The organism is Methylobacterium sp. E-045 (assembly GCF_022829685.1).
GTDB lineage: Bacteria > Pseudomonadota > Alphaproteobacteria > Rhizobiales > Beijerinckiaceae > Methylobacterium.
Window position 1 is genome coordinate 142,112 of record NZ_JAKSYE010000122.1, and the last position, 25,223, is coordinate 167,334.

The following is a 25,223-nucleotide window of genomic DNA, read 5'->3' on the forward strand; positions in this document are numbered from 1 at the left end:
TCGAGCGAATGGCGGGCATCGAGAGACATGACACCGACGGTGCTGCCGGATGTGGTCGCGGGCCTGGACGAGATCCCGATCACCGACGCGCTGGCGACGCGTCCCCGACGCCGTCCCGACTACGAGGCGGAAGCCCAGGCGCTGGCCGAACTGGTCGAGGCACTCGCCGTCAGCCCGGCCACGGTCCCGCAACGCCTGGTGGACCTCCTCGTCGGGATGGGCGTGGCCGGATCGGCCGGCATCAGCCTCCTCACATCGGGCGAGATATCCGGGGAGACATCGGGGGAGGGCGCGAGGAGCGTCCGCGGCCGGGCGATCGCAGGAACCTGGGCCACGCATCGCGGCGACGGCGTTCCCTTCGATGAGGGCCTTCCCGCCCTCGTGGTGACCCGAAACACCCCCCTGCTGGTCTCGCGCCCGCAGGCCCGCGTCCCGGCGGCCCCTGTCGAGCCGCCCCTCCAGGAACTGCTGCTGGTGCCGTTCCATGCCGGCGACGAGCCGGTCGGCACGCTCTGGGCCGGCACGCATGACCTCGGGCGCGGCTTCGACGGCGAAGACCTTCGCCTGCTCACGCGGCTGGCGCGCTTTGCCTCCGCCGCCTGCGTCATGACCGGCGCCCTCGATGAGGCGCGGGCCGCCAGGACGGAGCTGGAGCGGCGGGTGGCGGACGGCGCGCGCGCCCTCGCCGAAGCCCACGAGACGCTCCGCGAAACCGAGGCACGGCATCGGACCGACCTGGAACGGGAGGTGGCGGAGCGCACGGCCGAGCTGCGGTCGAGCCGTGACCTGGTCCAGGCCACCCTGGACCGTTCCGCGGACATGATCCAGGTCTTCGAGGCCGTCCGGGACGCCTCGGGCGGGATCGTCGATTTCTACTGCCGGCTGAACAACCGCACCGCCGAGTGCCGCTTGGGCGAGATGCACGGACAAAGCCTCCTCGCATGCGATCCGGGCGCGGTCCGGGACGGCATCTTCGAGGCCTTCCGGCAGGTCGTGGAGACGGGCCGGCCCTCGGTGACCGAGCCCCGCCCTGCGCACGAGCCGTTCAACGGGCGGTTCCACCGATCGGTGGTGAAGCTCGGCGACGGCGTGGCGACCACCACCAGGGAGATGACCACCTGGAACGAGGCGCAGGAGGCGATCCCGCAGGCGGGCGACGCGGTCGCGCGCGTGCGGCTGGAGGAGAGCGAGGCGAAGTACCGCCATCTGTTCAACTCCATCGACGAGGGCTTCTGCATCGTCGAGCTGATCTTCGACGACCGACAGCGGCCGGTCGACTACCGGTTCCTCTCCGTCAACCCCGCCTTCGACCAGCAGACCGGGCTCGGCGACGCCACCGGGCGGACGATGCGGGAACTGCTCCCCGGGCTGGAGGCGAACTGGTTCGAGACGTTCGGCCGGATCGCGCTGAACGGCGTGGCGGAACGGTTCGAACGCCGGTCGGGCGCCCTCGATCGCTGGTACGAGGTCTATGCCTTCCGCGTCGGCACCGCCGAGCAGCGGCAGGTCGCGCTCCTGTTCAAGGACATCCAGCCTCGCAAGAGCGCCGAGGCGGCGTTGCGCGAGAGCGAGGAGCGCCTCAGCCAGTTCGGCGAGGCCTCGTCCGACGTCCTCTGGATGCGCGACGCCGCGACCTACCAGTGGGTCTATCTCACCCCGGCCTTCGAGACGATCTACGGCCTCGACCGCGCGACGGCCCTCTCCGGCGACCACATGGTGAGCTGGGTCGAGCTGATCGTGCCGGACGATCGCGCAGGGGCGGTGGAGAGCCTGCATCGCGTCCGGGCGGGCGGGAGCGTCACCTTCGAGTATCGCGTCAGGCGGCCCGGCGACGGCGGCATCCGCTGGATACGGGACACCGGCTTCCCCATGCGCGACGCCGCCGGCGCGGTGTGCTGGATCGGCGGCGTGGGCCGGGACATCACCGAGGAGAGGGAGACCGCCGAGCATATGAGCGTGCTCGTGGCGGAGTTGCAGCACCGCACCCGCAACCTCATGGGCGTGGTGCGCGCCACCGCCGACAAGACCCTGCGGAACAGCAGCGGCCTCGCCGACTTCCGGGAGCGCTACGGCACGCGTCTGGCGGCCCTCGCCCGCGTGCAGGGATTGCTGTCCCGCCTCGCGGAGGGCGAGCGCGTCAGCTTCGACGAGCTGATCCGAAGCGAGGTGGCGGCCCTCGACGGGGAGGCGTCGCGGGTCAGCCTGAGCGGACCGAAGGCGGTGGCGCTGCGCTCATCGACGGTCCAGATCTTCGCCATGGCCCTGCACGAACTGGCGACGAACGCGCTGAAATACGGCGCCCTGGCGCAACCGCAGGCGCATCTCGAGATCCGCTGGCACGTGGATGCTGCGGAACCGGAGCGGGCTCCCTGGCTGCATGTGGATTGGCGTGAGCGCGGCGTGCGGATGCCGGCGCGGGATGGCCTGCCGCAGGGGAGCGGCTCCGGCCGCGAACTGATCGAGCGGGCGTTGCCCTACCAGCTCGGCGCCAGAACGACCTTCGTGATGGAACCCGACGGCGTTCACTGCACCATCGCACTGCCCGTGTCGGAACAGACGATCCGGGAGAGAGCCAAGGCCGCCTTACGGCGGAATTCGGAGCCGGCCGATCCCGATGCCGATCGCGGGGGATGAGGATGCCCGCCCGCTCGCATTCGCCGCCGGGAGACGCACCGGGAGTGAAGCCCGGGACGGGGAGGCGGCGACCGGCACGCCTCGCGACGGCGGGCGCCGGCCCCTCCGAGCTATCCCTCCTCCATCGCCCGAGATTAGCCGGCGACGATCAACACTTCAGGCAGGTGAATGACCGTGCCACGGCAATTCCCCATGCGCGCCATGTGTGCGAAGAGACGGTATGCCGCACTACTTCATCCGCAAGCTCGAGCAGTTCACGAAGCTCTCGCGCAGCGACCGGCAGGCCCTGGAAAACGCGGCCGGCCAGCGGCGGACCGTTGCGAAGCACTCCGACATCATCAGCGAGGGCGACGATCCTCATCACGTCAACCTGATCCTGGACGGCTGGGCGTGCCGCTACAAGCAGCTCGACGATGGCCGGCGCCAGATCATCGCCTTCTTCGTCCCCGGCGACCTCTGCGACAGCCATGTCTACATCCTGCGCGAGATGGACCATTCCATCGTGGCCCTCACCCCCGTCAGGCTGGCTGAGATCTCGCGCGCCACGCTGGAGCGGATGGCCGACGACCATGGGCGGGTGACGAAGGCGTTGTGGTGGGACACCCTGGTGACGGTGGCGGTTCAGCGCGAATGGACGGTCAACCTGGGCCAACGCACCGCCCTGGAGCGTCTCGGCCACCTCTTCTGCGAAGTGTTCCTGCGTTTGCGCGGGGTCGGCCTGACGGATGGCGCCACCTGCGACTTCCCCCTGACGCAGGTGGAACTGGCGGATGCCCTCGGTCTCTCGAACGTGCACATCAACCGTACCCTCCAGGAACTGCGGCGTGCCGGCCTGATCGGGCTCAAGGGCGGGCGCCTGACCATTCCCGACTTCGATGCCCTGCAACGGGCATCGCTGTTCAACCCGAACTACCTTCACCTCGACCACGAAGGGCGTCTCTTCGATGCCGACGGACCGGTGTGATGCCGAACCGGTTCTCCCTCCAGCACGCCGTGGACTTGCGATGACGATGGGATCCGACCCGACGGGCGCCGAGGAACAGGTGGTGCTGCTGGCCGAGCTGCAGCACCGGGTGCGCAACACGCTGGCCACGATGCGGTTGATCGCGCGGCGCTCGGCGGAATTCAGCGAGAGCCTGGAGGACTACACCGCGCATCTCGACGGGCGGCTGGCCGCCATGGCACGGGTCCAGAACGTCATCATCCAGAACCCCTCGGCCGGGGTCGATCTCGACCGCCTCGTCACCGACGAACTCACGAGCGCGCTCGCCTACCAGGAGGAACGCACGCATGTGGACGGACCGGATCTGAGGCTGCATCTGCGGGCCGCCGAGCCCCTCGCGCTCGCCCTGCACGAACTCACGACGAACGCCCTCAAGTTCGGAGCCCTGGCCACGCCGACGGGCCGCCTGGCGGTGACGTGGCGGATCGACGAACGGGACGGCGGCCCCCACCTCGTCTTCGACTGGGTGGAGGGCGGCGTGCCCCTGGACGAGGACGCGTCTCGGCGCAGGGGATTCGGCACGGTCGTGCTGGAGGAGATGCTGGCGTACAGCCTGAGCGCCGCGACGACCCTCGCCTTTGCGCCCGACGGCTTGCACTATCGCCTGACGCTGCCCCTCACCAGCCGGACATTGCACGGCGGGACCGGTGCCCCGCCGCCGCCCCTCCGGCCACAGGACGGCCGTGGTTAAACGGGTTTCGCGAGAGCGGTCACCCGTTCTGCAGATCGCGCGACGGTGCGCTGGAGCGCTCTGCACCGACGTGGATGCCGGCTCCGCGAAAACGCGCGCGGCTAAAGCCTTCTCCAGGGGAGGGCCTTGTCGTCAGGACCCGGGACGTCTCGAGGACCAGGCGTCATCCCTCGACGAATCCGTCATCGTAGGCGAAGAACACGCCTTCCGGGTCGTGCCGTCTCCTCAGGGCGCAAAGCCGTTCCCATTTCTCGGCCGTGAAGGCCTGCGGGACGTTCGTGGGCTGCTCGACCGTATTCGTCTCGCCGATATAGTACCCCGTATTATAGGGGCGTAACGTCGTCGTGATCCGGCGATGCCACTCGGTGTTGAGGTCGTCGTCCTCGGCCTTCCACCACATGGTCCATGGGCCGCCGTAGACCTTGGCGGACACGGAATAGGCCATGTCCTTCTGCGCGGCCGGGACATCCGGGCCGCAGAAGATGGTCAGCAGGAAGACGGAGGTCGCCGACGGCGCATCGGGCAGGAGGGGCAGGACGGCCCGGACCAGTTCCCCCGGACTGTGATCGGAATAGGTCGCTTCCACACGGGAGCGGGCGCCCTCCGGCCAGAAGGATCCCGACGCATCGAAGAGCTCCTCGAACGTGAGCGGCGTCGCGAAGGACGACGACATCGGCGCGATCGGAGGGGATTCCAGAGCCTGCAGGGCGGTCTTCGCCCCGTCCGGCGTGTCCTCGAACACCGTCGCCGTCACCATGCAGAGCCAGCCGTTCTCGGCGGCGACCTGCCCTCTCAGCTCCGGCGGAGCCTGCACGATGAACAGGCTCAACTCGACCGCGGGGGAGATGCCGGGGGCTAACCTGCCGAGCCACGTCCCGATCGCCGGGGCGTCCGCGAGGCGATAGTAGGAGGTGCTGCCATGCATGGCTTTCGGCAGCGGATGAAGCTTCAGATGGTACTTCGTCACGATACCGAAGAATCCGGACCCCGCCCCTCGGGCGGCCCAGAAGAAATCCGTGTTCTGCGTCGCGCTCGCCGTGATCCGCTCGCCCTGGGCGGTGACGAGCTCGATGGCCTCGACGCTCTCCGCTCCGGATCCCCAGACGGTGGGGTTCCAGGCCATGCCGCCACCAAGCAGATAGCCGCTGGCTTTCACCTGCGGGCAATGGCCGGTGGGGAAGGCCAGCCCGAGGGGATTGAGGGCCTTCTGGATGTCGCGGTTGCTGACGATCGGCTGGATGATCGCCCTGCGGTTGTCGGCATCGATGGAGACGATCCCGGAGAAATTCGCGAGATCGACCAGGATCCCGCCATGGCGCAGGGTCGGCTGGCACCAGTTATGGCCGCCTCCGCGCACGACGACCTTCAGCCCGCTGGCGCGGGCGAACCGCACGGCCGCGACGACGTCATCCTCGTCCAAGGCCGTCACGACGGCCAGCGGCGCACGGTCTGGGATCAGTCTGTTCCAGAGATTCCCGTGGATCGCCTCGAGAAACCGCGCATCCTCCGCAGTGAGAACCTCGCCTTTGCAGGCCGCCCTCAGACCATCGATGTTCATGGCGTCACGCAGTCCGGGAGCGGCTCACGACACGTCCCGGCCACGGCCTGGTCTCGCTCGGAGCACGAGGGCGAAGCGGGGCCTTGTCGGCCACCTGAGAGGAAGAGGCCGCCCGGGCGAGAACCGCCCGGGCGGTGATCGGTTCACGGCGAGACCCGAGCCGCCGTTTCAGTAAGGGACCCGGTCCGCCTTCTGGGCGTATTTCTTCCAGACCTCGACGGCTTCCGTGCGCATGATCTGCGTGGTGGGAATGGACCGCTCGGCGACGTCCTTCTTGAGCTCGGCATAGATCATGCTGTCGTCGAACCCGCCGTATTCCAGCGCGTCTTCCACCTGGGCCGCATAATAGACCCGCTTGATGCCGGCCCAATAGGCGGCCGCCATACACATCGGGCAGGGCTCGGCGCTGGTATAGAGCGTCGCGTCGCGAAGCTTGAACGTCCCTTGTGACTTGCAGGCCTTGCGAATGGCCTCGATCTCACCGTGCCAGGTCGGATCGTTCTCGGCGACGACGCGATTGGCGCCCTCGGCGATGATCTCGCCATCCTGAACGATCACGCATCCGAACACGCCGCCGGCACTCTCGACCAGGGAGGTCTTCTCGGACAGGGCGATCGCCCGAGCCATGAAATCAGTGTGGTCGTGAGCCATTTCCAGTCTTCCTCGATGATGATGATGATGATCAGCGTTCGCTGTCATGGTTGGCGAGCTGTGGTCACATGACGCGAGAGAACACGAACAGCTCGACGGCGTACAAGGCCGCCAGAGCCGTCAGACCCAGCACCTCCGTGCGCCAGCGCTTCTGCGGATCCGGCCTCAGCCACCAGCCCAGGCCGAGGATCGCGACCGCCATCAGAGGCCACGACACCAGCGAGACGCTGATCGCATTGCCGATGAAGGTGGACACGGCCAGGGGCAACCCGTTCAGCAGGGGACTGAGGAAGCGGATTTCCAGCATGACGACGGGAAACAGGACGAGCAGGACGAGGCAGGTCTGCTTCCAGGCCGGCGGCGGAGCGAGACGCTGTTCGTTGGCGAACCACCCGGCGAACGGGTTGCTCATCCGGTGGCTCTGCCAGGTCGACACCTGAGGCGTCGCCTCGGCCAGGATGGCCTTCCTCTCCGCCGATTGCAGCCAGGCATCGAGGAAGGCCGGGCCTTCGAAGCGCACCAGCGTGGTCCAGTACGGGACGTCCGACGACAGGGGCGCCTGGACGAGGGTGCCCATGTATCCGGGAAAGCGGGCCTGGACCTGCTGGATGCGCTCGGCCCAGCGCCGGAAAGCCTCCTCCTGTCCCGCCTTCACGATCGTCGTGATGACCTCCGTGACGGTGGTCGTGGAATGGTAATCCGGTGCCGCCTCGTCGACGCGGGACGTCTTGCCGTCGCCCTCCGGGGCCGAGAGGTCGGCGAGGAGGGCGGAGCGCGCCTCGTCCTCGATCCATCGGGTCAGCGCTTCGGGCGAACGGAACCGCTGGATGATCTGCCAGTCGGACGAGCCGGAGAAGGCGGGGATGATCTCCAGGCTGACGAAGTCGTGAGCGGCCGAGACGACCCGCGTGAACTCGGCCTGCCACGCGGCGAAGCGCGCCTCCATGCCGGGCGGCACGGTGAGCTTCGTCGCGACGGCTTTCGTCGCCCCGACCTGCATCGCCCCGACTTGCATCGAACCTGACGAATCCCGGCGGGAGCCCGGAGCTTCGCCCGCATTCGGGATCTCGATGGCACCCGGTTCGTACATCGTCGACGACGCCCTTCCGCTGGCAGGCTTGCAGAATACGTGATCCGTGACGCCGCCCTGTAGGTCGATGACCTACAAGAGTTCGATCCTCACGCCTCTTTAGAAGGCACATCGCCAGCTATACCGACGACCGTAAACGGACTACGCCTCGTCGGTTCTGATTTATCGACGCGACGAGCCTGATCGCCCGGATGGTAAACGGCCGGTCTGCAATCAATGTCGCCTTGTCCGGGCGTCCTGCGCGGCTCGATCACTGTTCAGGGGCGCGCTGTTCATGATCGCGGGCGATGGGCATCGGCCAGGGTCTGCTGTAGGTCGATGACCTACGGTGGCGGCAGGGATTCCGGGGGACACTCACCCCGGTTGGCCGGCTCGCTCGGGGTAGACATGTCCTTCTTTCGACTGCTGATCGTCGATGACCACCCGATCGTGCTGGCGGGCCTGAAGCTGCTGCTGCGTGGCGACGGCCGTTTCGACGTGTGCGGGGAAGCCCGCTCGGCGCAGGCGGCCTGCATCGAGGCCGAGCGGCTCCAGCCCGACGTCATCATCACCGATCTGATCATGGGCGACGGCGACGGCCTCGCGCTGATCGAGGATCTGCGCGCCATGCTGCCGGCGGCCCGGATCATCGTCTATTCCAGCCGCGACGAGACCGTCTGGGGGCCGCATGTGATCTATGCCGGCGCGCATGGCTATGTGGCGAAATCCGAGCCCCTCGAAACCGTCGCCGTGGCCCTCGACCGGGTGATGGCGGGCGCCATCCATGTCAGCGAGCCGGTGCAGCAGCTGTTGATGGGCGATCTCGCGCGGCGGCGCGACCGTCGGACGGAGATCGGCGACCTGTCCGGCCGCGAACTCCAGGTTCTGCGGCTGATCGGCAGCGGTGCGACGCTGCAATCGCTGGCCAAGGAACTGGGATTGAGCGTGAAGACGGTCGGCACCTATCGGGAGCGCCTGAAGATCAAGCTCGGCCTGGACAGCGTGAGGATGCTCGAGCGCCATGCGGCGGATCACGTCGCGGGGCGTCTCGATCCGTCATGAAGGACAGTCCCTCATGAAAAGCTGGCTGGCACGCTGGGACGTGACCCCCGCCGAACAGGCCGGCATGACGTTCGGAGAGGTGCTGACCCTCGTCAATATCCGACGGGTGGAGATCGCCTGCATGCTGGGGCTGTTCACCAAGGCGATCGAGTTCGCCACAGGACTCAGGACCGTTCAGATCGTCGTGGAAATCGCGCTGGCGCTCGCCTTCCTCCTCGCCTCGCTGGCATTGCGGCGCGGCGGCGGACCATGGCGCCGGCGCGGCTTCGTCGCGGTCTTTCTGGTTCTGACCCTGCTCGATACCCAATGGGCGATCGCAGCCATGGGCGCCAAGGGGCGGCTGACCAGCGGATATCCCATGATGCTGCTGTCGCTGACCCTGCTGTTCGTGCTGCCGCCCCTCGCCTTCGCGGTGACCTTGATCCCGCTGCTGCTCACCTATTGCTGGATCGTGCTCGCCACGGCGACGTTCCCCGCCGAGCAGGTCATCGCCATCGTCAATGCGGCGATCGTCTCGGTCATCGCCGTCGTCGCCGCGGCCCTGATCCATGCCGGACGGCGCAGCGACTACGAGCAGAAGCGCACCATCCGTCTCCAGAACGATCGGCTGACCGCAAGGAACAGCGAGCTCGACACCCTCATGGCGATCACCGCGCATGACCTGCGCAGTCCCCTCTACGGCCTGCGCAACCTGTTCGACCTCGCCGTCCGGCGGGCGCCGCGGGAGCCGGAGCTGCCGCTCGCGGTCCTGCGGGAGGCGAAGGCGAGCATCGACGCGATGCTGGGTCTCGCCACGCGCCTGCTCGATGCGCACGCCGCCGAGCACCGGCCCCTCGCGCGCCTCGCCCATGAGGATGTGCGCCGGCATGTGCTGGCCGCCGTCGACCGGATCCAGCCGCTCGCCCAATCCGCCGACGTCCGGATCGCGGTGGATCTGCCGGACCGGCCGTTGATCGCCACCCTCGACGCGGGCGCCCTCTCGCAGATCCTCGACAATCTCCTCAGCAACGGCGTCCGGTTCAGTCCGACGGGCGGCATCCTGACGATCGGCGCCGCCCGGGATGACGGGTCCGTGGCGATCGAGGTGCGGGATCGCGGGCCGGGCATCGATCCGGCCGGGTACGATCTCCTGTTCAAGAAGTTCCATCAGGCCGCGGGCGCGCGGTCCGAAGGAGCGCCGAGCACGGGCATGGGACTGTTCATCGTCGCGACCCTCGCCGACCGCATGGGTGCCGCGGTGCGGTGCGAACCTGCGCCGCAGGGGGGCGCGGTCTTCGTGGTGACGCTGTCCGCGGGCGGGACCGAGACGTAGAGCGGCCGATGCCCGGCTCCCCGTCGCGGGCGAGCGGATCGGTCCTGCCCGTCGAATTGATGCGTCAGGGTTTTGCGAGCATTGATACGCGACCTCCGGGGAAGGCGGCCCCGGCGCGGGCGGCGGACGTGCCGCGCCGCGTCGGCCGCCGACGAACAGGATCTCCATGCGCACGATCGCCGCCTCGCTCGCCCTCACGCTGCTCGCGGCCCTGGCGCCGCTTCCCGCCCTGTCCGCTCCGGACAAGGCCGTGCTGGCGGTGGCCGAGGCCCAGAACGGCCCCTATCGCGAGACCCTGAAGGGGCTCGTCGACGTCGATACGGGCACCGGCGACGTGCCAGGCCTTTCCAAGGTCGAAGCGGTTCTGACGGCGCGCCTCGAAGCGCTGGGCCTTGCGGTCGAGACCCGGGCCGCCCCCGCCTTCGGCGGCAACACCCTGATCGGCACGCGATCCGGCAAGGGCACGCGCAACATCCTGCTGCTGGTGCACTACGACACCGTGTTCGGCACGGGCGACGCGGCCAGGCGCCCCTATACCGAGCGCGACGGCCGCGCCTACGGACCGGGGGTCGCCGATGCCAAGGGCGGCGTCGCGATGATCCTGCATGTCCTCGGTGCGCTGGAGGCGTTGCGGTTCGACGGCTACGGCACCCTCACGGTGGTGTTCAACCCCGACGAGGAGCGCGGCTCGCGCGGATCGCGCGACGAGATCGCCAGGATCGCCCGCGGTCAGGACGTGGTCCTGTCCTTCGAGCCTTCGTTCGCCGAGGCCGGCGTCGACGCCGTCACGGTGGCCACCAAGGGCATCAACTACGCGAGCCTGACGGTGAAGGGACGCGCGTCCCATGCCGGGGGTGCGCCGGAGGCCGGCCGCAACGCGGTGGTCGAACTCGCCCACCAGATCCTCCAACTGCAGGACCTCGGCGACCCGGGCAAGGGGACCAGCCTGCATTGGACCATGATCCAGGGGGGAACCAAGCCGAACATCATCCCCGAGACCGCCAAGGCGGAGGGCGACATGCGCTACTTCGTGGCGGGCGAGTACGACCGCATCCTGACCGAGGCCCGCAGGATCGTCGGTACGCATCGCGTTCCCGACACGCAGGTGAGCTTCGATCTCGCCAGAGGCCGTCCGCCGCTGCCGCGCAACCCGGCATCGACGTCGCTCGGCGACCGCGCGAAGGCGATCTATGCCGAGTTGGGCGCGGACCTCGCCCTGGCCGAAATCGGCGGCGGCACCGATGCGGGCTACGCCTTCCAGCCCGACAGCCCGGCGAAACCCGCCATCCTCGAGTCGCTCGGCATCGTCGGCGGCCACTATCACAGCGCCGAGGAGTTCGCGGTCCTCGCCAGCATCACGCCGCGGCTCTACCTCGCGACCCGCCTCGTGATGGAGGCGGCGCAGGATTCGGGCCGTTGATCGCCAAGGCCGGGGCGTCGTCCCGAGTAGGCTTGGCGAGACGTGGCTCCGGTTCCGCGATGGACCCCTGCGACGCATCGAAGGCCTCGGCGAGGTGAAGCGTCGACTTGCCCGTGCGAACCTGCCGAGGCCGGGGACATCGGGCGGCAGGCTGGCGCGCCGCGAGTTCCGGCGGAAGGCCGCCCGCGACCCGCAAACACTTGCCGAGCACTTGCCGAGCACTTGCCGAGCCTCGCCACCGCCCCCCGGACAGCCAGGCTCGGCGGCAGGGTCGTCGCCGTCGGATCGCGCGGTTCGCCGTCGGAACGCTGGACGGGTGCAGCGCCGCATTGTACGCGTCCGCGGCGGTTGCACGCGTGCTGCACCAGACGAGGTTGGCCTCTTGAACGAGCGTGGAGGGGCGACACCGTTGACGGTCTACCTCGATGTGGACGGCGTCGTGACGACGGTGGGCTATCAGCGGCGGGTCGGCAAGGACAGGCTCGACCCGGCCCAGGTCGCCCTCGTCGCCGGCCTGGTGAGAGAGTTCGACGCGCGGGTGGTCGTGTCGTCGACGTGGCGCATCGACGATTGCCGTCCGACCCTGATCGAAGCCGGCCTTCCCGAGGCCTGCTTCCACCCCGACTGGCGGACCGCCATCCTGCCGACGAGCCGCGATGCCGAGACAGGCGGGATGCTTCCCGCCGAGCGCGCCGGGCGCGGCGACGAGATCACCGAGCACGCGACCCGCAACCGCATCACGGACTACCTCGTCCTCGACGATGTCGAGGTTGGCCCCGCCCACGCCGGTCGGCACGTCCGACCGGCGGCGGAGTTCGGCCTGAGCGAAGCGGATGGGGTCCTGGCCCGGAGACTGCTGGCCGGGATGGATGAGGCCCGCCGGACGACGGGTCGGAATGGCGCACCGCCCGCCACGGACGATTTACGCTTCCGTAGGGATTGAACTTTCCGGAGGCTCGGGTCATTCCATGACAGTGGAGTGACAGGCGCGTCACGCTGCCCCCGACATCGACAGGGTCACCTCGACCTTCGCCGGACCTGCCCGTCCGGCCCATCCTCGCCAACCGCACCCGTGCGGTGGCCGGGGGCGCGTCGCGTCGGATCGCCGAGTGGCAGGAAGGAGTGGCTGCGATGTTCGGGTTCAGAACACGGGACAAGACGTCCGCTCCGTCCCTTGCCGCCCTGGGCATCGTCGAACGGTCGGCCGATGGGGCGTATGCCACGCTCCTGGCCACAGGCTGGTCCGAGATCGGTTTCGGGTACCACGGCACCGTCCACGCGCACCCGGATCACCCGGAGGTCGTCGTGCGCTTCGCGCGCAGGGCCGATGGGTTCGGCGACTATGCGGCCCTGCTTCGCGCAGGGTTCACGGGATCGGATGGACCGCATGCGCCGCGGATCCATGACATGCATGTCAGCCGCTGCGGCGCGCTGATGACCGTGGGGTCGCGGCTGAGCGATCCCGCGCGCGACGCCTGGTGGCTGGCTTACGCCCACGCCGTCATCGCGGACCATCCGGGCGTCGCGATGGACGAGGGCGTGCGCAACCGATTCAAGGCCGAATGGCCGGCGCACGAACCCCGAATCGATCATGCGAGCTACGACGGTATCCGCGAGGCCTTCAGGGCGGCGTGGCCTGGATACGAGGCCTATGTCGCCAGACTGAGGGCCGTGTCGCCGCAGGAGCTCGACCCGAATATCGGCAACGTTCTCGTCGGCGGCGACGGCAGCCCCGTGGTGAACGATCCCCTGTGCGACGACGGATACGGCCTGTGGCGCTCACCGCTTTCCCGCGGGTGGAGCCGGTTCATGGATATCCTGCGTCGGCCGGCGGGCAACCCTGCCGGCAGAGCCCCCGTCCCCGCCTGATCGCAGGGGCGGCTCCCCGGAGCGGACCGGGTGCATCGGCAGGTGCATCGGACGGCCGACCCAGGACACCGAGGACGTTTCCATCCCGTGAGCCCGGCATTCGACGCTGCTCGTCGGTGCCGAAGGCGACCGATGCGCGTGGCCCCTCGGTTGGAGGACCCGCGCATGGACGGCCCGATGCCGGGGGCATCCCCCTCCGATCCGGGGGCCGGCCGATCTCACCGGCGGCGGATCGGTCGACCCCGCGCGGCGCTCAGGCGCTCAGGCTCCGCATCCAGCCGAGCAGCACCGGGGCGTTGTCCTGGCCATAAGGCGCGACCGGCCACTCCGCCAAGGCCTCGCTCGGAAGGAATCCGAAGCGTCTGCGAAAGGCGCGGCTGAACGTCTTCTCGTCGGAGAAGCCCGTGGCGTAGGCGACCGACGAGATGCGCGGGCGCCCGCCCTCCGCGCCGAGGAGCTTCATCGCCCGCAGCAGACGCCGCTCGCGGATGTGGCTGGCGACCCCGTCCTCCTCCTCGAAGAGCCGGTAGAGGGTGGCCCGCGAGAGCCCGAACCGGATGATCAGCGCGTCGATCCCGAGGGATTCCGAGGCCAGTTCCTGCTCGATGAACTGGCAGATGGCGACCTTGTTGAGCCGGTCGAGGGCCGGCGCCTGGTTCGCGTCGGGCTGGAAACAGGCCGCGCAGAGATCGGCCGCCGCGCTCGACAGGTAGCGCAGCTGGTGCGACTCGGCGGCGGTGGCGCTGGCCACGAGGCCGGACAGGTAGGTGTAGGACAGGTTCCGCACGGGGGCCGAGCGGTAATCGAGGGCTTGCCCGTGCAGGTTCTCGATGGTGGTGATCTGGTCGCCGAGCAGCTTGCGCGGGAGCATCACGTTGGTGGCCGAGACCGGCCCGGCCTCGCTGACGATCGGCTGCGCGAGGTCGAAGACCACGAGCTGCGAGGCCTTGACCTCCGTCTCGCGCCGGGCGGCGCCGACCCGGCCTTGGCCGGCGGTGTAGAACTGGATCAGGATGTGGTCGACGCCCTGCCGGGCGATGGTCCGGGCCGAGCGCTCCAGGCGCTGGGCCGGCGCGGTCACGGATCCGATCAGGGCTTCCCCGAAATGATACGTGGTCAGGGCGATCGGGGCGGCCAGGTCGGCATCCGACGCGAGCTCGGCCTCGAAGACCGGCGCGAGATGACGGCACCAGGACTGAGCCAGCAGTGCCGGATCGGTGGGAGCGACGAAGCGGTCGCAGAGAATGCCCGGCACGGATCAGCGGCCTTCAATGCAGCGACGTCCCATGGACGGCACCAAGACGTACCGATCCCGATCTATTCCAGAATGCTCATCCCACGGCGAATGGATTATTGAGATCATCGTCGATCAACATACGATATACAATCGGTCGCGCCGATTTATTCTTTCAAAAACGCCGCAGCACTCGACTACTTAAGCGTTCATGAGCGGATTAATCAGAGCACGATAGACCGTTAATGAACGTTTAATCGACGGAACCTTGAATTACAATGCCTCCTCCCTGCGATGACCAGTATCATCGGCCGAGGGAAGTAAAGCCTGCCGCCATGCTCATCTGAAACGAGAGGGCCGCCAAGGCAAGCCGGCCCGACGCGCCGGGGGCTCGACTATGAGACAAAAACGACTATGTTTGAGACACAGAGTTACACAAATATACTTTGAGACAATATGCACCTTAGATGAGACGCATCGCCCCCTAATGCAAGCACAGTTGAGATGTGCATTAAGATGTCGATAAGCGGATCCACCCCTGTCTGGGGCGTCGCCAACAGGGCGATATCTCGATCAACAGGATCCGCCCGATGTCCAGCGTCACCCTCACAGCCGCAACGCGGCAAAACCTGCTCTCGCTCCAGGACACGGCGAGCCTGCTCTCGACCACCCAGAGCCGCCTCTCCACCGGCAAGAAGGTGAACTCGGCGCTGGACAACCCGACGAACTTCTTCACGGCGCAGAGCCTGTCGGCGCGCTCGAGCGACATCAGCTCGCTGCTCGACGGCATCTCCAACGGCGTCCAGGCGATCCAGGCGGCGAGCCAGGGCATCACCTCGATCACCAAGCTCCTCGAGACCGCCAAGTCCACGGCCAGTCAGGCCCTCGCCGACAAGACCGGCGGCAGCAGCGGCATCACCGGCGGCGCGACGGCGCAGGCCGCCAAGGTGACGGGCACCTCGACCCTGGCCTCCCTCGGCACCACCGGCGCCACCGGCGAGACCACCTTCGACTTCAACGGCCCGACCAAGGACGCCTCCCTCGAGATCACCCTGGGCGGCACCAAGTCGACCATCCGCATCGATTCGACCACCCTGGCCTCGTCCGGCACCGACCTCTCGAAGATCACGTCGGACCAGCTCCTCACCGCCATCAACGGCCAGATCGCCAACAACAGCGCGCTCGCCGGCAAGGTCTCGGCCAGCACCAGCCCCGACGGCCGCATCACCTTCTCGACCACGACCACGGGCGCGGCCGCCAGCCTGAACGTCGCGGGTTCGGCCAACTCCACCATCGACATCGGCTACGGCAAGTCCACCACCACGCCGACCTCCGCCACCGTCACCGCCAATACCGCCCTGGCCCTCGCCACGGATTTCTCCACCGGCAGCGCCTCCCTGGTGGTGAGCGACGGCAACACCTCGGTCCAGGTCAAGCTCGACAAGAACTCGGCCACCGACGATCTCGGCGGCACGCTGGGCGCCTCGGCCTCGCGGGCCGATGTCGCCAAGGCGATCAACAAGCAGCTCAAGGATAGCGGCTCGACCGCGACGGTCGAACTGTCCAACACCAACAGCCTCGTGTTCAAGTCGGCCGATGTCGGCCCCGACGCGCAGATCTCCGTGATCGGCGGCATCGACACCACGGGCGGCAACGGCGCGGCCGGCATCGGCTTCAGCACCTTCACCGCGAGCACGCCGGTCGCGAGTGCAGCGGCGACGACTTCCACGACGGGGACTGCCGGTACGGTCGCCGCACAGACGACCACTCCCGGTGCGGCCAACAGCATCGGTGACGTGACCTTCACCACCGCAGCCCCAGCGACCGTCGATCTCGGCGCCGGCCAGAACACGACCTTCACCGTTCAGGACAACGTCGCCAACAAGACCATCAAGGTCACGATCAACAAGGATTCGCTTGACGCCAACGGCACCGCTCTTGGAACCTCGGGCGTCACCAAAGCGAAGATCGCAGAGGCGATCCAGCGCCAATTGAAGGCTGGCGGATCGGATATTGCCGTCACCGCGGCGGCCGGATTCAAATTCGCGAATGCCGCAAACGGTGCGGGCGCAGATCCGGTCGTCACCACCTCCGGCAACAACCTCACCGATCAGCTTGGTCTGTTCAGCACGCCTTCTAAGCTGGCGGCCGGCGTCGTCGCCACCAATACGGATCTGACCAATGGCAAATCCGCAACTTTCACGATCACCGACGGCACAACCGATAAGGCTGTGACGATCGATGCGTCGAAGCTCGACGCTTCGGGCACGGCGATCGGCACCAATCCGAACCAGCAATCCCTTGTCGAGGCGATCAACAACCAGCTCGCCGGATCAAAGTACTCGGCCTTCATCGACAAGACATCGAACAAACTGACGTTCGTTGGAGCGGACGATGTTACCGCCGCGCCGACGATCAAGACCGGCACGGCCTCCGACACGATCGGCCTCGGCCTCGGCACCGCCAACACGCTGACGGCCACCAACGCCGCGACCACGCCGTCCGCCAGCACCGCCGCGAAGGTCGTCGCCGGTGGTACGGCTGCGGCCGCGAACCTGACCCTCACCTCGACCGCCGACACCTTCACGGTCGGTGACGGAACCACGACCGCCAATATCTCGATCAGCTCGGCGAGCCTCGACAAGAGCGGCACCCAGCTCGGCACCACCAACGTCGCGCAGTCCAAGGTCGTCGAGGCGATCCAGCGTCAGCTCGACGCGCAGGGCGTCAACGTCACTGCCGCCTACAACAACAACAAGCTGGAATTCACCTCGAAGGGCGTCGGCACGAGCGGCACCGTCACCCTGACGCCGGGCACGGATGCGGCCGGCCTCAGCATCGGCGCGGCGGGCACGACCAATCCGGCGCAGACCGCGACCGGCGTCCCGGCCGGGTCCATCGACCTGTCGGGCGGCAAGTCCAGCGCCTTCACCATCAGCGACGGCACCACCAGCAAGAACGTCTCGATCTCGTCCACCAGCCTCGACAAGGACGGCAACGCCATCGGCAACGCGGCCACGCAGGCCAAGGTCGCCGAAGCCATCCAGGTCCAGCTCGACACGGGCGGCGTCAAGGCCACCGTCTCCTTCGTGGGCGATAAGCTCCAGGTGAAGTCGAACGCCGTCGGTACCGGCGCCGCCGCCCCGACCCTGACCGCGACCAGCGACACCGCCGGCCTCGGCCTCGGCACCACCACCACCGCCAGCAGCACCCCCGCCGCGGGCGGAGGCAAGGCCGCCGCCGGCGTCACCGCCTCCGGCACCGAGGCGACGGACGGCTCGTCCAAGGCCTCCATCGTCGGTACCGAGCAGACCGCCACCAAGGATTTCAGCGGCACGAAGGACGCGTCCTTCACCCTGAAGCTCGGCAGCGGCCCGCTCAAGCTGATCACCCTGAACAACTCCAACCTGGGCTCGGGCACCGCCACCAACCAGACCGCCATTGCCAAGGCCATCAACGACCAGATCAACGCCGATACCGGTCTGGCCGGAAAGGTCGAGGCGAGCTACGTCAACAACAAGCTCGTCATCGCCACGAAGTCCTCCGGCTCCGACCAGAAGCTGACCATCCAGGCGGCCCAGGTCACGACCGGCGGTTCGACGGGCATCGATATCGGCTTCGGCGTCTCCGGCTCCGGCGCGACCTCCCAGACGGCGTCGGGTACGGATGTGGGCGGCAGCAAGGGCACCAGCTCGGTGCGCTCGGCTCTCGCCACGCAGTACAACCAGATCCTGCAGCAGATCACCCAGCAGGCTCAGGATTCCGGCTATAACGGCGTCAACCTGCTGTTCCGCAACGGCAACAGCGCCGCCGACAACACCCTGCACATCTCCTTCAACGAGAAGAACACCTCGGCGCTGGACATCCAGGGCGTGAAGTTCGACGCCGCCGGCCTCGGCCTCGACGCCGTCGACGGCGGGTTCCAGTCGGACACCGACATCACCGCGGCCATCGAGAAGCTGAACTCCGCCACCACCCAGCTGCGGACCCAGTCCTCGACCTTCGGTGCCAACCTCTCGGTGGTGCAGAACCGTCAGGACTTCTCGAAGAACCTGATCAACATCCTCGACACCGGCTCGGCCAACCTCGTGAACGCGGACCTCAACGAGGAAGCCGCCAACTCGCAGGCCCTGTCGACCCGCAACTCCATCGCCACCTCGGCCCTCTCGCTGGCCAACCAGGCCCAGCAGGGCATCCTCCAGCTCCTCCGCTAAACGCGCGCGCCTCGCGGGGACCGGCCGTCAGGGCCGGTCCCCGCCCCATTCGATCATCGATCCAGGTCCGTTTCCAGAAGGGATGCACCGCCATGGCCCTGCGCCTCGACCTCAAGCCCTACGAGGGCCTCCTCATCAACGGCGCGCTCATCCGCAACGGTTCGCGGCGCTCCGACTTCCTCATCGAGACCCACTGCAAGTTCCTGCGCGAATCCGAGGTCATCAAGGAGAGCGAGGCCGACACGCCCGCGAAGGTGCTCTGCGTCACCCTGCAGATGCTGTACCTCGCCGACGACCCGGCCGAAGCCGAAGACCTCTTCGCCCGCCAGGCCACCGAGATCATGCGGGCGAGCCCGGCGCTCGCTCCCCACCTTCTGGCGATCCACGACGCGATCGCGGACCGCCACCACCACGGGGCGATCAAGCTGGGCCGCGCCCTCGTGGCCGCGGAGCGGAGCCTCGCCGAGGCCGCCTGAGATCGACACGGGCGCCGCGCGGCCGGCAGCATCGGCGCCGGCTCCGAAGTCCCCCAAATCCGCAGTGACCGAGGAGATCGGCCTCGGGAGGCCGCCTCCCGTTTCCCCCATCGCATCGCATCGGACGAGTGCCGATTCGGGCTGTCGTGGTCGCCATGATGCCCATGGAGATGACGACATTGGACGAGCGCGCGCAGAAGCGTGCCTTCAGGGCGACGCTGGTCGGCCTGGCGGCCATCCTGTTCTGGGCCGGCCTTGCCCTGCTGACCGTGACCGCGCGGGGGATCCCGCCCTTTGAGCTGCTCGCCCTCACGTTCGGGGTCGCTTCCATGCCCGGCACGATCGTGCTGGCTGCGCAAGGGCGCCGTTCGCTCGCGCGATTGCGCTAGCCGGCAGCGCCGTGGGTTACGGCTTTCGCGGCGATCTTCCTCTACCATGCGCTCTACTTCGTCGCGCTGGCGAGCATCGCGCCGGCACGGGCGAGCCTGATCGCCTATCTGTGGCCGCTGTTCATCGTGCTGTTCGCGGCGATGGCGCCAGGTGGCGCTCCATTGCGGCCGCATCATCTCGGCGGCGCGGTCCTCGGATTGGCGGGGACGGCAGCCATTTTCATGGATTGCCAGCCGGACGGAGGTTACTCGGGGGCGGGCTATGTCGCGGCCTTCGGCTGCGCGCTCGTCTGGTCCGGCTACTCCGTCCTCAATCGCCGTTTCGCGCACGTCCCCAGCGACATGCTCGTCGGCGTGTGCGGCGCGGTCGCGGTCGCCGGCCTCGTGGCCCACGGGGTGTTCGAGACGACGGTGTGGCCGGATGCCCGCCAGTGGCTGGCCGTGGTCCTGCTCGGAATCGGCCCGACGGGCCTTGCTTTCCTCGCCTGGGATCATGCGATCAAGCACGGCAACGTGCCGCTGCTGGGCGCGCTGTCCTATCTCGCACCACTCCTATCCACCGCACTTCTGGTCGCGACGGGCCAGACACACGCAACCGGATATCTCGCGGTCGCAGCGCTCCTGATCGTCGGGGGCGCGCTTCTGGCTGGAAGGAGATCGTCGTGACGGCGGGACCGAACACGACCCTCCGCGCCCCGTTCGGGGTGGCGGACGGTCGTGTCCCAGGCCGTGGTGTCGCTGAGAGGCGGTCATCGGCGACGGCCGGGGAGGGTCGGGTTGCGACGACAGCCCCCCCGATGACCAACGAGACGATGCCCCTGCGCAGCCTCGCGGAGAAGCGCACCGGCACGGCCGAACCCGACGTGCCGGTCGATATCGACCGCGAACCTATGGTTGATCCTCTACGGAAAAATCTTGGCCAGTCGGAGCTGGACGAAGGTCGCCTGCCTCGTTCCGTTCTCGACGGTAAGATCCCGTCCGATCATGGCCTGAATCTGGAAGGTCGGCTCGGCGAAGTAGGCGACCGCGAGGCGGCCATACGTGGTTCCCTGGGAATTTCGGAGCGAGACCTGCTCGAAGGACTGGTTGCCGCCGATCTTGCCGCCGAGGCCGCCCGCGACTTCCAAAGCAGGATCGATCTTGTAGCGCAGATAGGCCAGCAGTTCGAATTGCGGATCTTGCGAGAGCCGCCCTATGCCGCCGGAGTTGTAGCGGGTGTTGTCCGAGTAGAAGGCAACATCGCCGACCAGGTCGAGGGACCAAACCGGATTGAAGTGCTTGACGTAGGCCGCCTGAATGACACCCTGCCAGCGATTGGTTCCAAAATTCAGCGGCTTATTCTCGTCGTAAGTCCCCGTCGGGGCGATGAGATAGGGGGTGATGGCGAAGACGTCGTGGAATTCGGTGTCGAGCTTGAACTTGAACGGGGCCGCCAGGATGATGTCGCCCACGCCGCCCGGCGATCCGAGGGGCGCCAACACGCCGCCGGTCGAGATCCCCCCCACCGGAAGGAGGAATTGCGGATCGACCGTCACGCCTGGAGCGATTTCATAGACGTGCAGGAGGCGGATGATGCCGACATTCGTGTCCAACTTCGCGTCGGATGTCGTCTTGTTCCCGCGCACGTAGGCTTCGTCTCCGTGGCCGTGCTGATAATACAGCAATCCGATCGTCGCACCGGATGGAAACTGTTCGTAGTCTCCGGCATTCACCTCAAGCGCCTCGGCGCTCAAGCTCATGCATGTGAATAGCGCAGCCGAAATCAGGCTCAGACCAAATTTTGATGTCATGAGAGACCCCTCGTCCCCAGATCAAATGTCGGGGTTTTTCTTCAGGGTCAGCATCCGGATTTTCCGCCTGCGGTCTTTATCCGCAACCATCTTTCGTTGTTCGATTCCTGCTGAAGGCGGCAGTGCCGTCGTGAAGAAGCCGTTGGAACGGATCCGATCGTCTCGAGCGATCCGAGAGCATGGCAAGGCGACGGGAACGCATGGTTCCGCATCGTGGCCCTGAGCGCCGGGCGGCCTGCCTCGTATGAGGCCCGGCCCCGCCCGCTCTACGGCAAGCATGGACGAAGAGCGACGCGGCGACGTGGGAAACGGAATCCGACCTTCATCAGGTCACGGGTCAGGATTCGTGACGTTATACCAAGTCTCACTGACTCTGACCCATAGGTCAGGGTCAGTGAGGTCCGGCGGACGACCGCCGCCGCGCAGTCGCGCGGGCAGACCTCTGTCTCGCCCTCCGACGGACCGGATCGATTACGGAAGGCTGCGGACGCCTCGTCGGCGCGAACAGCAGGGACTATTTCTGCGCGGAGGCCCGCATCTGGGCTGGGGTCACGCCCATCGCCTTGCGGAAGGCGCGCGTGAAATTCGCTTGGGACGAAAAGCCGGTCGCCGCCGCGATCTCGGAGATCTGGGTCTCCTCCGTCACGAGCCGGAGCTTGGCGCGTTCGAGCCTGCGCCCGCTCACATACTCGTATGGGGTACGTCCCGTCGCCGCGCGGAAACTGCGGGTGAAATGGGCCACGCTCATGCAGGCGGCTGACGCGAGATCGGCGACCGCGAAATCCTCGAAGAGATGCGCGGTGATATAGCCCTCCACGCGTTCCAGCCGTCGGCGATCCAGTGGCTTGTCGACGCTCTCCCGGCGCTGGAGGTTGGCGGCCGAGTAGCGATGGACGAGATGCGCCGCCAGCGCGATCCCCAGCGATTCGACGAGAAGCCGTCCGGCGGCGGTCTCGTGCTCCATTTCCTCCAAGACGCGGCCGGCAACGTATTCGATGAAGGGATCCTGCGGGATCACGTCGTAGCGCAATTCGAAACGGGCCGGATCGATATCGAGATCCCGCAGCATCGTCTCCTCGAACGGCTGATGTGGCAGGAAAATATGCAGGCAGTCCGACATCGGGTCGGAGATGTTGATGTATTCTTCCTCGATTCCGGCCGGGCAGAGCCAGACCGTGCCACGATGGCCGTGAGTCTTTTGACGCCGGCCGTCACCGACCCGTTCGACGAAAGTCCGGCCCCGCAGCAGGATGGCGATTTCGGTATCGCGCGGAGTGAGGGACGGGAGCTCGCCGGGCATGTGGCTCCAGCGCTCGGCGTGCAGATGCGACCAGCACAGTCCATTGGACGTGTCGAGCAGCCGGCCTGTCACGTACTTGTCGACCGAATGGCCCAGCATGGCCCCCTCTCTCGCGTCAGCCTTTGGAATGGCTCCAACTGATGCATATCCTGCGCCATGGAGGCCGAGATCTGGAAAAGCCGCCCGTTCCGGCGGGCCGAGGACCGCAGTCAGGGAATACGATGGCGCAGGTCACGATAAAGCCCTGCGCCTCGATTGTTGGCAAGTTCTTCTCCTGTTCAAGAACTGGTCAGCCGGAGAGTGGATATGGCCCGCGAAGTCGTCATCGGCGCATGCCCGCACGATTGCCCCGATACCTGTTCGATCCTCACGACGGTGGAGGACGGCAAGGCGATCGCGGTGCGGGGCAACCCGGACCACCCCTTCACCAAGGGGCGCCTGTGCGTGAAGGTCAACGATTACCAGAACCGGGTCTACAGCGACCAGCGCGTGCTCTATCCGATGAAGCGGGTCGGCCCGAAGGGCAGCGGCCAGTTCGCGCGGATCGGCTGGGACGAGGCGCTGGACACGATCGCCGGGCGCTGGAAGGCGATCATCGCCGAGAGCGGGCCACGGGCGATCCTGCCCTACAGCTATCTCGGCACCCAGGGCATCATCAACGGCCTCAATGTCGGCGACCCGCTGTTCAACAAGCTCGGCGCCACCGTCTGCGAACGCACCTTCTGCGATTCCGGCTCCTGCACCGCCTACATGATGACGATCGGCCATACGCCGGGCGTTGATCCCGAGAGCTTCGTCCACTCGAAGTACATCATCCTGTGGGCCTGCAACACGCTCAGCACCAACTCGCACCACTGGCCGTTCATCGAACAGGCCAAGCGCAACGGCGCCAAGCTCGTGGTGATCGATCCGGTCCGCACCCGCACGGCGCGGCTCGCCGACTGGCACATCCCGATCCGCCCCGGCACCGATGGCGCCCTGGCGCTGGCGATGATGCACATCATCATCAAGGAAGGGCTCACCGACCGCGACTACATCGACCGGCACACGATCGGCTTCGACGAGCTCGCCGAGCGGTGCGAGGCCTACACCCCGGAATTCGCCTCGGCCGAGACCGGCATCCCCGTGGAGGACATCCTCAAGCTGGCCCGCGAATACGCCACGACGCCCCCGGCGGTGGTGCGGATCGGCGTGGCGGTGGAGCGCCATGCGGGCGGCGGCCAGACCGTCCGGGCGATCGCCTGCCTTCCGGCGCTGATCGGCGCCTGGACGCATGTCGGCGGCGGCCTGCTCCAGCTGCCGATCTGGGCCTTCCCGGTGAACTGGGCCGGCCTGATGCGGCCGGATCTCCAGTCGGAATCGATGCGGGTCATCAATTCCTGGAAGCTCGGCCCGGCTCTCACCGGCGAGATGCCCCTCGACCCGCCGATCCGGGCGCTGTTCGTCTACAACGCCAATCCGATGGCGATGGTCTCGCAGCAGCAGACCATCGAGCGCGGGCTGGCGCGAGAGGACCTGTTCACGGTGGTGAGCGAGCATTTCCTCACCGACACCGCGCGCTACGCCGACATCGTGCTGCCGGCCACGACCCAGCTCGAACAGGCGGACATCATGTTCTCCTGGGGGCACCTCTACCTGTCCTACAACAACCCGGCCATCGCCCCCCTCGGCGAGGCGGTGCCGAACACCGAGCTGTTCCGCCGGCTCGCCAAGGCCATGGACATCGACGATCCGTTCTTCTTCCGCTCGGACGACACGATGATCGCGGAGTCGATGGACTGGTCGAGCCCGGTGCTGGCCGGGATCACCCTCGATGAGCTGAAGCAGAAGGGCTACATGCGCCTGACCATGGACGCGGCCGATTCCTGGGCGCCCCATCGCGACGGCAACTTCCCGACCGCGTCGGGCAAGTGCGAGTTCAAGTCGAGCCTGGCCGCCGGCGGCAACTTCGTCGTGCCGCTGTTCCGCCAGGGCTACGGCGGCGACCAGTCCGGCGAGCCGGTCGATCCGCTGCCGCATTACCTGCCCCCGAACGAGAGCCTTCGCACCGCGCCCGCCCTGGCCGAGCGCTTCCCCCTCAGCCTGATCTCGCCGAAAAGCCACGCCTTCCTGAACTCGAACTACGGCAACCTGCCGGCCCAGGTGGCGCAGGCGGGCGAGCAGCAGGCGGTGCTGCTGCACCCGGAGGATGCCGGGCCGCGCGGCATCGTGGCCGGAACGCCGATCCGCGTATTCAACGAGCGGGGCGCCTTCGAGGCCTTCGCCACCCTCTCGGCCGACGTGATGCGCGGCGTCGTCGTCGCCCCCGCGGGCTTCTGGCAGCGCTCCAACCAGCGCGGCCCCACCGTCCACGCCCTGACGCCGACGGCCTTCGCCGATCTCGGCCATGCCCCGACCTTCTCGGACATGCTCGTGGACGTGGCCGCCGCCTGACGGCCCTCCAGACCGTACGCGGTCGATCGGTTCGGTGCGGCGCGAGCGCGGGTTCCCTCTCGCGGAAGGAGAGGGACCTTGTTGCGACCGTGCCGGCCGAGCCGGGAACCGTATCACC

General features: G+C 67.6%; 19 protein-coding genes and 1 pseudogene. 14 read left to right on the forward strand and 6 right to left on the reverse strand.

All coding sequences use genetic code 11. The features are described from left to right. The first annotated feature begins 27 nt into the window (after nt 1-27). The 3 genes from MKK51_RS22990 to MKK51_RS23000 all read left to right on the forward strand — a co-directional run bounded on the left by MKK51_RS22990 (nt 28) and on the right by MKK51_RS23000 (nt 4,328). Nucleotides 28-2,634, forward strand: a complete 2,607-nt coding sequence (locus MKK51_RS22990; protein ID WP_243981329.1) for a PAS domain S-box protein — start codon at nt 28-30, stop codon at nt 2,632-2,634. 220 nt (nt 2,635-2,854) lie between these two features. Beyond that, nucleotides 2,855-3,598: a Crp/Fnr family transcriptional regulator gene (locus MKK51_RS22995; protein ID WP_243981331.1), complete on the forward strand. Its 744-nt coding sequence runs from the start codon at nt 2,855-2,857 to the stop codon at nt 3,596-3,598. A gap of 40 nt (nt 3,599-3,638) precedes the next feature. Beyond that, nucleotides 3,639-4,328: a sensor histidine kinase gene (locus tag MKK51_RS23000; protein WP_243981333.1), complete on the forward strand. Its 690-nt coding sequence runs from the start codon at nt 3,639-3,641 to the stop codon at nt 4,326-4,328. A 163-nt stretch (nt 4,329-4,491) separates the two neighbouring features. On the opposite strand, the gene MKK51_RS23005 is transcribed toward MKK51_RS23000, so the two are convergent. From MKK51_RS23005 to MKK51_RS23015, 3 genes are all read right to left on the reverse strand, one after another. Next, on the reverse strand, nt 4,492-5,886 hold the full coding sequence (locus MKK51_RS23005; RefSeq protein ID WP_243981335.1) for an FAD-binding oxidoreductase: 1,395 nt from the start codon (nt 5,884-5,886) through the stop codon (nt 4,492-4,494). 168 nt (nt 5,887-6,054) lie between these two features. After that, a complete protein-coding gene (locus MKK51_RS23010) occupies nt 6,055-6,537 on the reverse strand; it encodes a nucleoside deaminase (protein WP_243981344.1) in 483 nt (160 codons plus the stop codon). A gap of 64 nt (nt 6,538-6,601) precedes the next feature. Next, complete coding sequence (locus MKK51_RS23015) at nt 6,602-7,552, reverse strand: antibiotic biosynthesis monooxygenase (protein WP_243981345.1); 951 nt, start codon at nt 7,550-7,552, stop codon at nt 6,602-6,604. A gap of 462 nt (nt 7,553-8,014) precedes the next feature. On the opposite strand from MKK51_RS23015, the gene MKK51_RS23020 reads away from it, so the two are divergent. The 5 genes from MKK51_RS23020 (at nt 8,015) to MKK51_RS23040 (ending at nt 13,269) form a co-directional block, all read left to right on the forward strand. Beyond that, nucleotides 8,015-8,668, forward strand: coding sequence for a response regulator transcription factor (locus MKK51_RS23020; RefSeq protein WP_243981347.1), 654 nt, complete (start codon nt 8,015-8,017; stop codon nt 8,666-8,668). Nucleotides 8,669-8,681: 13 nt separating this feature from the next. Then, the gene (locus tag MKK51_RS23025) at nt 8,682-9,980 is read left to right on the forward strand and encodes a sensor histidine kinase (RefSeq protein ID WP_243981349.1); all 1,299 of its coding nucleotides are present in this window, start codon (nt 8,682-8,684) and stop codon (nt 9,978-9,980) included. A 166-nt stretch (nt 9,981-10,146) separates the two neighbouring features. Beyond that, complete coding sequence (locus MKK51_RS23030) at nt 10,147-11,400, forward strand: glutamate carboxypeptidase (protein WP_243981357.1); 1,254 nt, start codon at nt 10,147-10,149, stop codon at nt 11,398-11,400. A 382-nt stretch (nt 11,401-11,782) separates the two neighbouring features. After that, complete coding sequence (locus MKK51_RS23035; protein ID WP_243981359.1) at nt 11,783-12,343, forward strand: HAD domain-containing protein; 561 nt, start codon at nt 11,783-11,785, stop codon at nt 12,341-12,343. A 188-nt stretch (nt 12,344-12,531) separates the two neighbouring features. Then, nucleotides 12,532-13,269 carry a hypothetical protein gene (locus MKK51_RS23040; RefSeq protein ID WP_243981360.1) on the forward strand — a complete coding sequence of 246 codons (738 nt, stop codon included), beginning with the start codon at nt 12,532-12,534 and terminating at the stop codon, nt 13,267-13,269. A 253-nt stretch (nt 13,270-13,522) separates the two neighbouring features. On the opposite strand, the gene MKK51_RS23045 is transcribed toward MKK51_RS23040, so the two are convergent. Then, a complete protein-coding gene (locus tag MKK51_RS23045; protein ID WP_243981362.1) occupies nt 13,523-14,524 on the reverse strand; it encodes a helix-turn-helix domain-containing protein in 1,002 nt (333 codons plus the stop codon). Between the two features lie 569 nt (nt 14,525-15,093). Here MKK51_RS23045 and MKK51_RS23050 point away from each other — a divergent pair. The 5 genes and pseudogenes from MKK51_RS23050 (at nt 15,094) to MKK51_RS27455 (ending at nt 20,248) form a co-directional block, all read left to right on the forward strand. After that, nucleotides 15,094-18,717: a flagellin gene (locus MKK51_RS23050; RefSeq protein WP_243981364.1), complete on the forward strand. Its 3,624-nt coding sequence runs from the start codon at nt 15,094-15,096 to the stop codon at nt 18,715-18,717. A 92-nt stretch (nt 18,718-18,809) separates the two neighbouring features. After that, nucleotides 18,810-19,193, forward strand: a complete 384-nt coding sequence (locus tag MKK51_RS23055) for a flagellar biosynthesis repressor FlbT (RefSeq protein WP_243981366.1) — start codon at nt 18,810-18,812, stop codon at nt 19,191-19,193. Nucleotides 19,194-19,363: 170 nt separating this feature from the next. Next, nucleotides 19,364-19,582: a hypothetical protein gene (locus MKK51_RS27450; RefSeq protein WP_313898833.1), complete on the forward strand. Its 219-nt coding sequence runs from the start codon at nt 19,364-19,366 to the stop codon at nt 19,580-19,582. Between the two features lie 27 nt (nt 19,583-19,609). Then, a pseudogene (locus tag MKK51_RS27655) lies at nt 19,610-19,792 on the forward strand (EamA family transporter); the annotation flags it as partial. A 12-nt stretch (nt 19,793-19,804) separates the two neighbouring features. Beyond that, nucleotides 19,805-20,248: a DMT family transporter gene (locus tag MKK51_RS27455; protein WP_409565750.1), complete on the forward strand. Its 444-nt coding sequence runs from the start codon at nt 19,805-19,807 to the stop codon at nt 20,246-20,248. Nucleotides 20,249-20,484: 236 nt separating this feature from the next. Here MKK51_RS27455 and MKK51_RS23065 read toward each other — a convergent pair whose 3' ends face one another. Then, nucleotides 20,485-21,321: a transporter gene (locus MKK51_RS23065; protein WP_243981368.1), complete on the reverse strand. Its 837-nt coding sequence runs from the start codon at nt 21,319-21,321 to the stop codon at nt 20,485-20,487. Nucleotides 21,322-21,886: 565 nt separating this feature from the next. After that, nucleotides 21,887-22,771, reverse strand: coding sequence for a helix-turn-helix domain-containing protein (locus MKK51_RS23070; protein ID WP_243981370.1), 885 nt, complete (start codon nt 22,769-22,771; stop codon nt 21,887-21,889). 207 nt (nt 22,772-22,978) lie between these two features. Here MKK51_RS23070 and MKK51_RS23075 point away from each other — a divergent pair, with 207 nt between their 5' ends. Continuing rightward, complete coding sequence (locus tag MKK51_RS23075; RefSeq protein ID WP_243981372.1) at nt 22,979-25,105, forward strand: molybdopterin-dependent oxidoreductase; 2,127 nt, start codon at nt 22,979-22,981, stop codon at nt 25,103-25,105. Nucleotides 25,106-25,223: the final 118 nt, after the last annotated feature.

What these genes read in the sequence shown, in the direction of transcription:
- MKK51_RS22990 (WP_243981329.1), top strand. Translation starts at nt 28, where the DNA reads ATGACACCGACGGTGCTGCCGGATGTGGTCGCGGGCCTGGACGAGATC.
- MKK51_RS22995 (WP_243981331.1), top strand. Translation starts at nt 2,855, where the DNA reads ATGCCGCACTACTTCATCCGCAAGCTCGAGCAGTTCACGAAGCTCTCG.
- MKK51_RS23000 (WP_243981333.1), top strand. Translation starts at nt 3,639, where the DNA reads ATGACGATGGGATCCGACCCGACGGGCGCCGAGGAACAGGTGGTGCTG.
- MKK51_RS23005 (WP_243981335.1), bottom strand. Translation starts at nt 5,886, where the DNA reads ATGAACATCGATGGTCTGAGGGCGGCCTGCAAAGGCGAGGTTCTCACT.
- MKK51_RS23010 (WP_243981344.1), bottom strand. Translation starts at nt 6,537, where the DNA reads ATGGCTCACGACCACACTGATTTCATGGCTCGGGCGATCGCCCTGTCC.
- MKK51_RS23015 (WP_243981345.1), bottom strand. Translation starts at nt 7,552, where the DNA reads ATGCAAGTCGGGGCGATGCAGGTCGGGGCGACGAAAGCCGTCGCGACG.
- MKK51_RS23020 (WP_243981347.1), top strand. Translation starts at nt 8,015, where the DNA reads ATGTCCTTCTTTCGACTGCTGATCGTCGATGACCACCCGATCGTGCTG.
- MKK51_RS23025 (WP_243981349.1), top strand. Translation starts at nt 8,682, where the DNA reads ATGAAAAGCTGGCTGGCACGCTGGGACGTGACCCCCGCCGAACAGGCC.
- MKK51_RS23030 (WP_243981357.1), top strand. Translation starts at nt 10,147, where the DNA reads ATGCGCACGATCGCCGCCTCGCTCGCCCTCACGCTGCTCGCGGCCCTG.
- MKK51_RS23040 (WP_243981360.1), top strand. Translation starts at nt 12,532, where the DNA reads ATGTTCGGGTTCAGAACACGGGACAAGACGTCCGCTCCGTCCCTTGCC.
- MKK51_RS23050 (WP_243981364.1), top strand. Translation starts at nt 15,094, where the DNA reads ATGTCCAGCGTCACCCTCACAGCCGCAACGCGGCAAAACCTGCTCTCG.
- MKK51_RS23055 (WP_243981366.1), top strand. Translation starts at nt 18,810, where the DNA reads ATGGCCCTGCGCCTCGACCTCAAGCCCTACGAGGGCCTCCTCATCAAC.
- MKK51_RS27450 (WP_313898833.1), top strand. Translation starts at nt 19,364, where the DNA reads ATGACGACATTGGACGAGCGCGCGCAGAAGCGTGCCTTCAGGGCGACG.
- MKK51_RS27455 (WP_409565750.1), top strand. Translation starts at nt 19,805, where the DNA reads ATGGATTGCCAGCCGGACGGAGGTTACTCGGGGGCGGGCTATGTCGCG.
- MKK51_RS23065 (WP_243981368.1), bottom strand. Translation starts at nt 21,321, where the DNA reads ATGAGCTTGAGCGCCGAGGCGCTTGAGGTGAATGCCGGAGACTACGAA.
- MKK51_RS23070 (WP_243981370.1), bottom strand. Translation starts at nt 22,771, where the DNA reads ATGCTGGGCCATTCGGTCGACAAGTACGTGACAGGCCGGCTGCTCGAC.
- MKK51_RS23075 (WP_243981372.1), top strand. Translation starts at nt 22,979, where the DNA reads ATGGCCCGCGAAGTCGTCATCGGCGCATGCCCGCACGATTGCCCCGAT.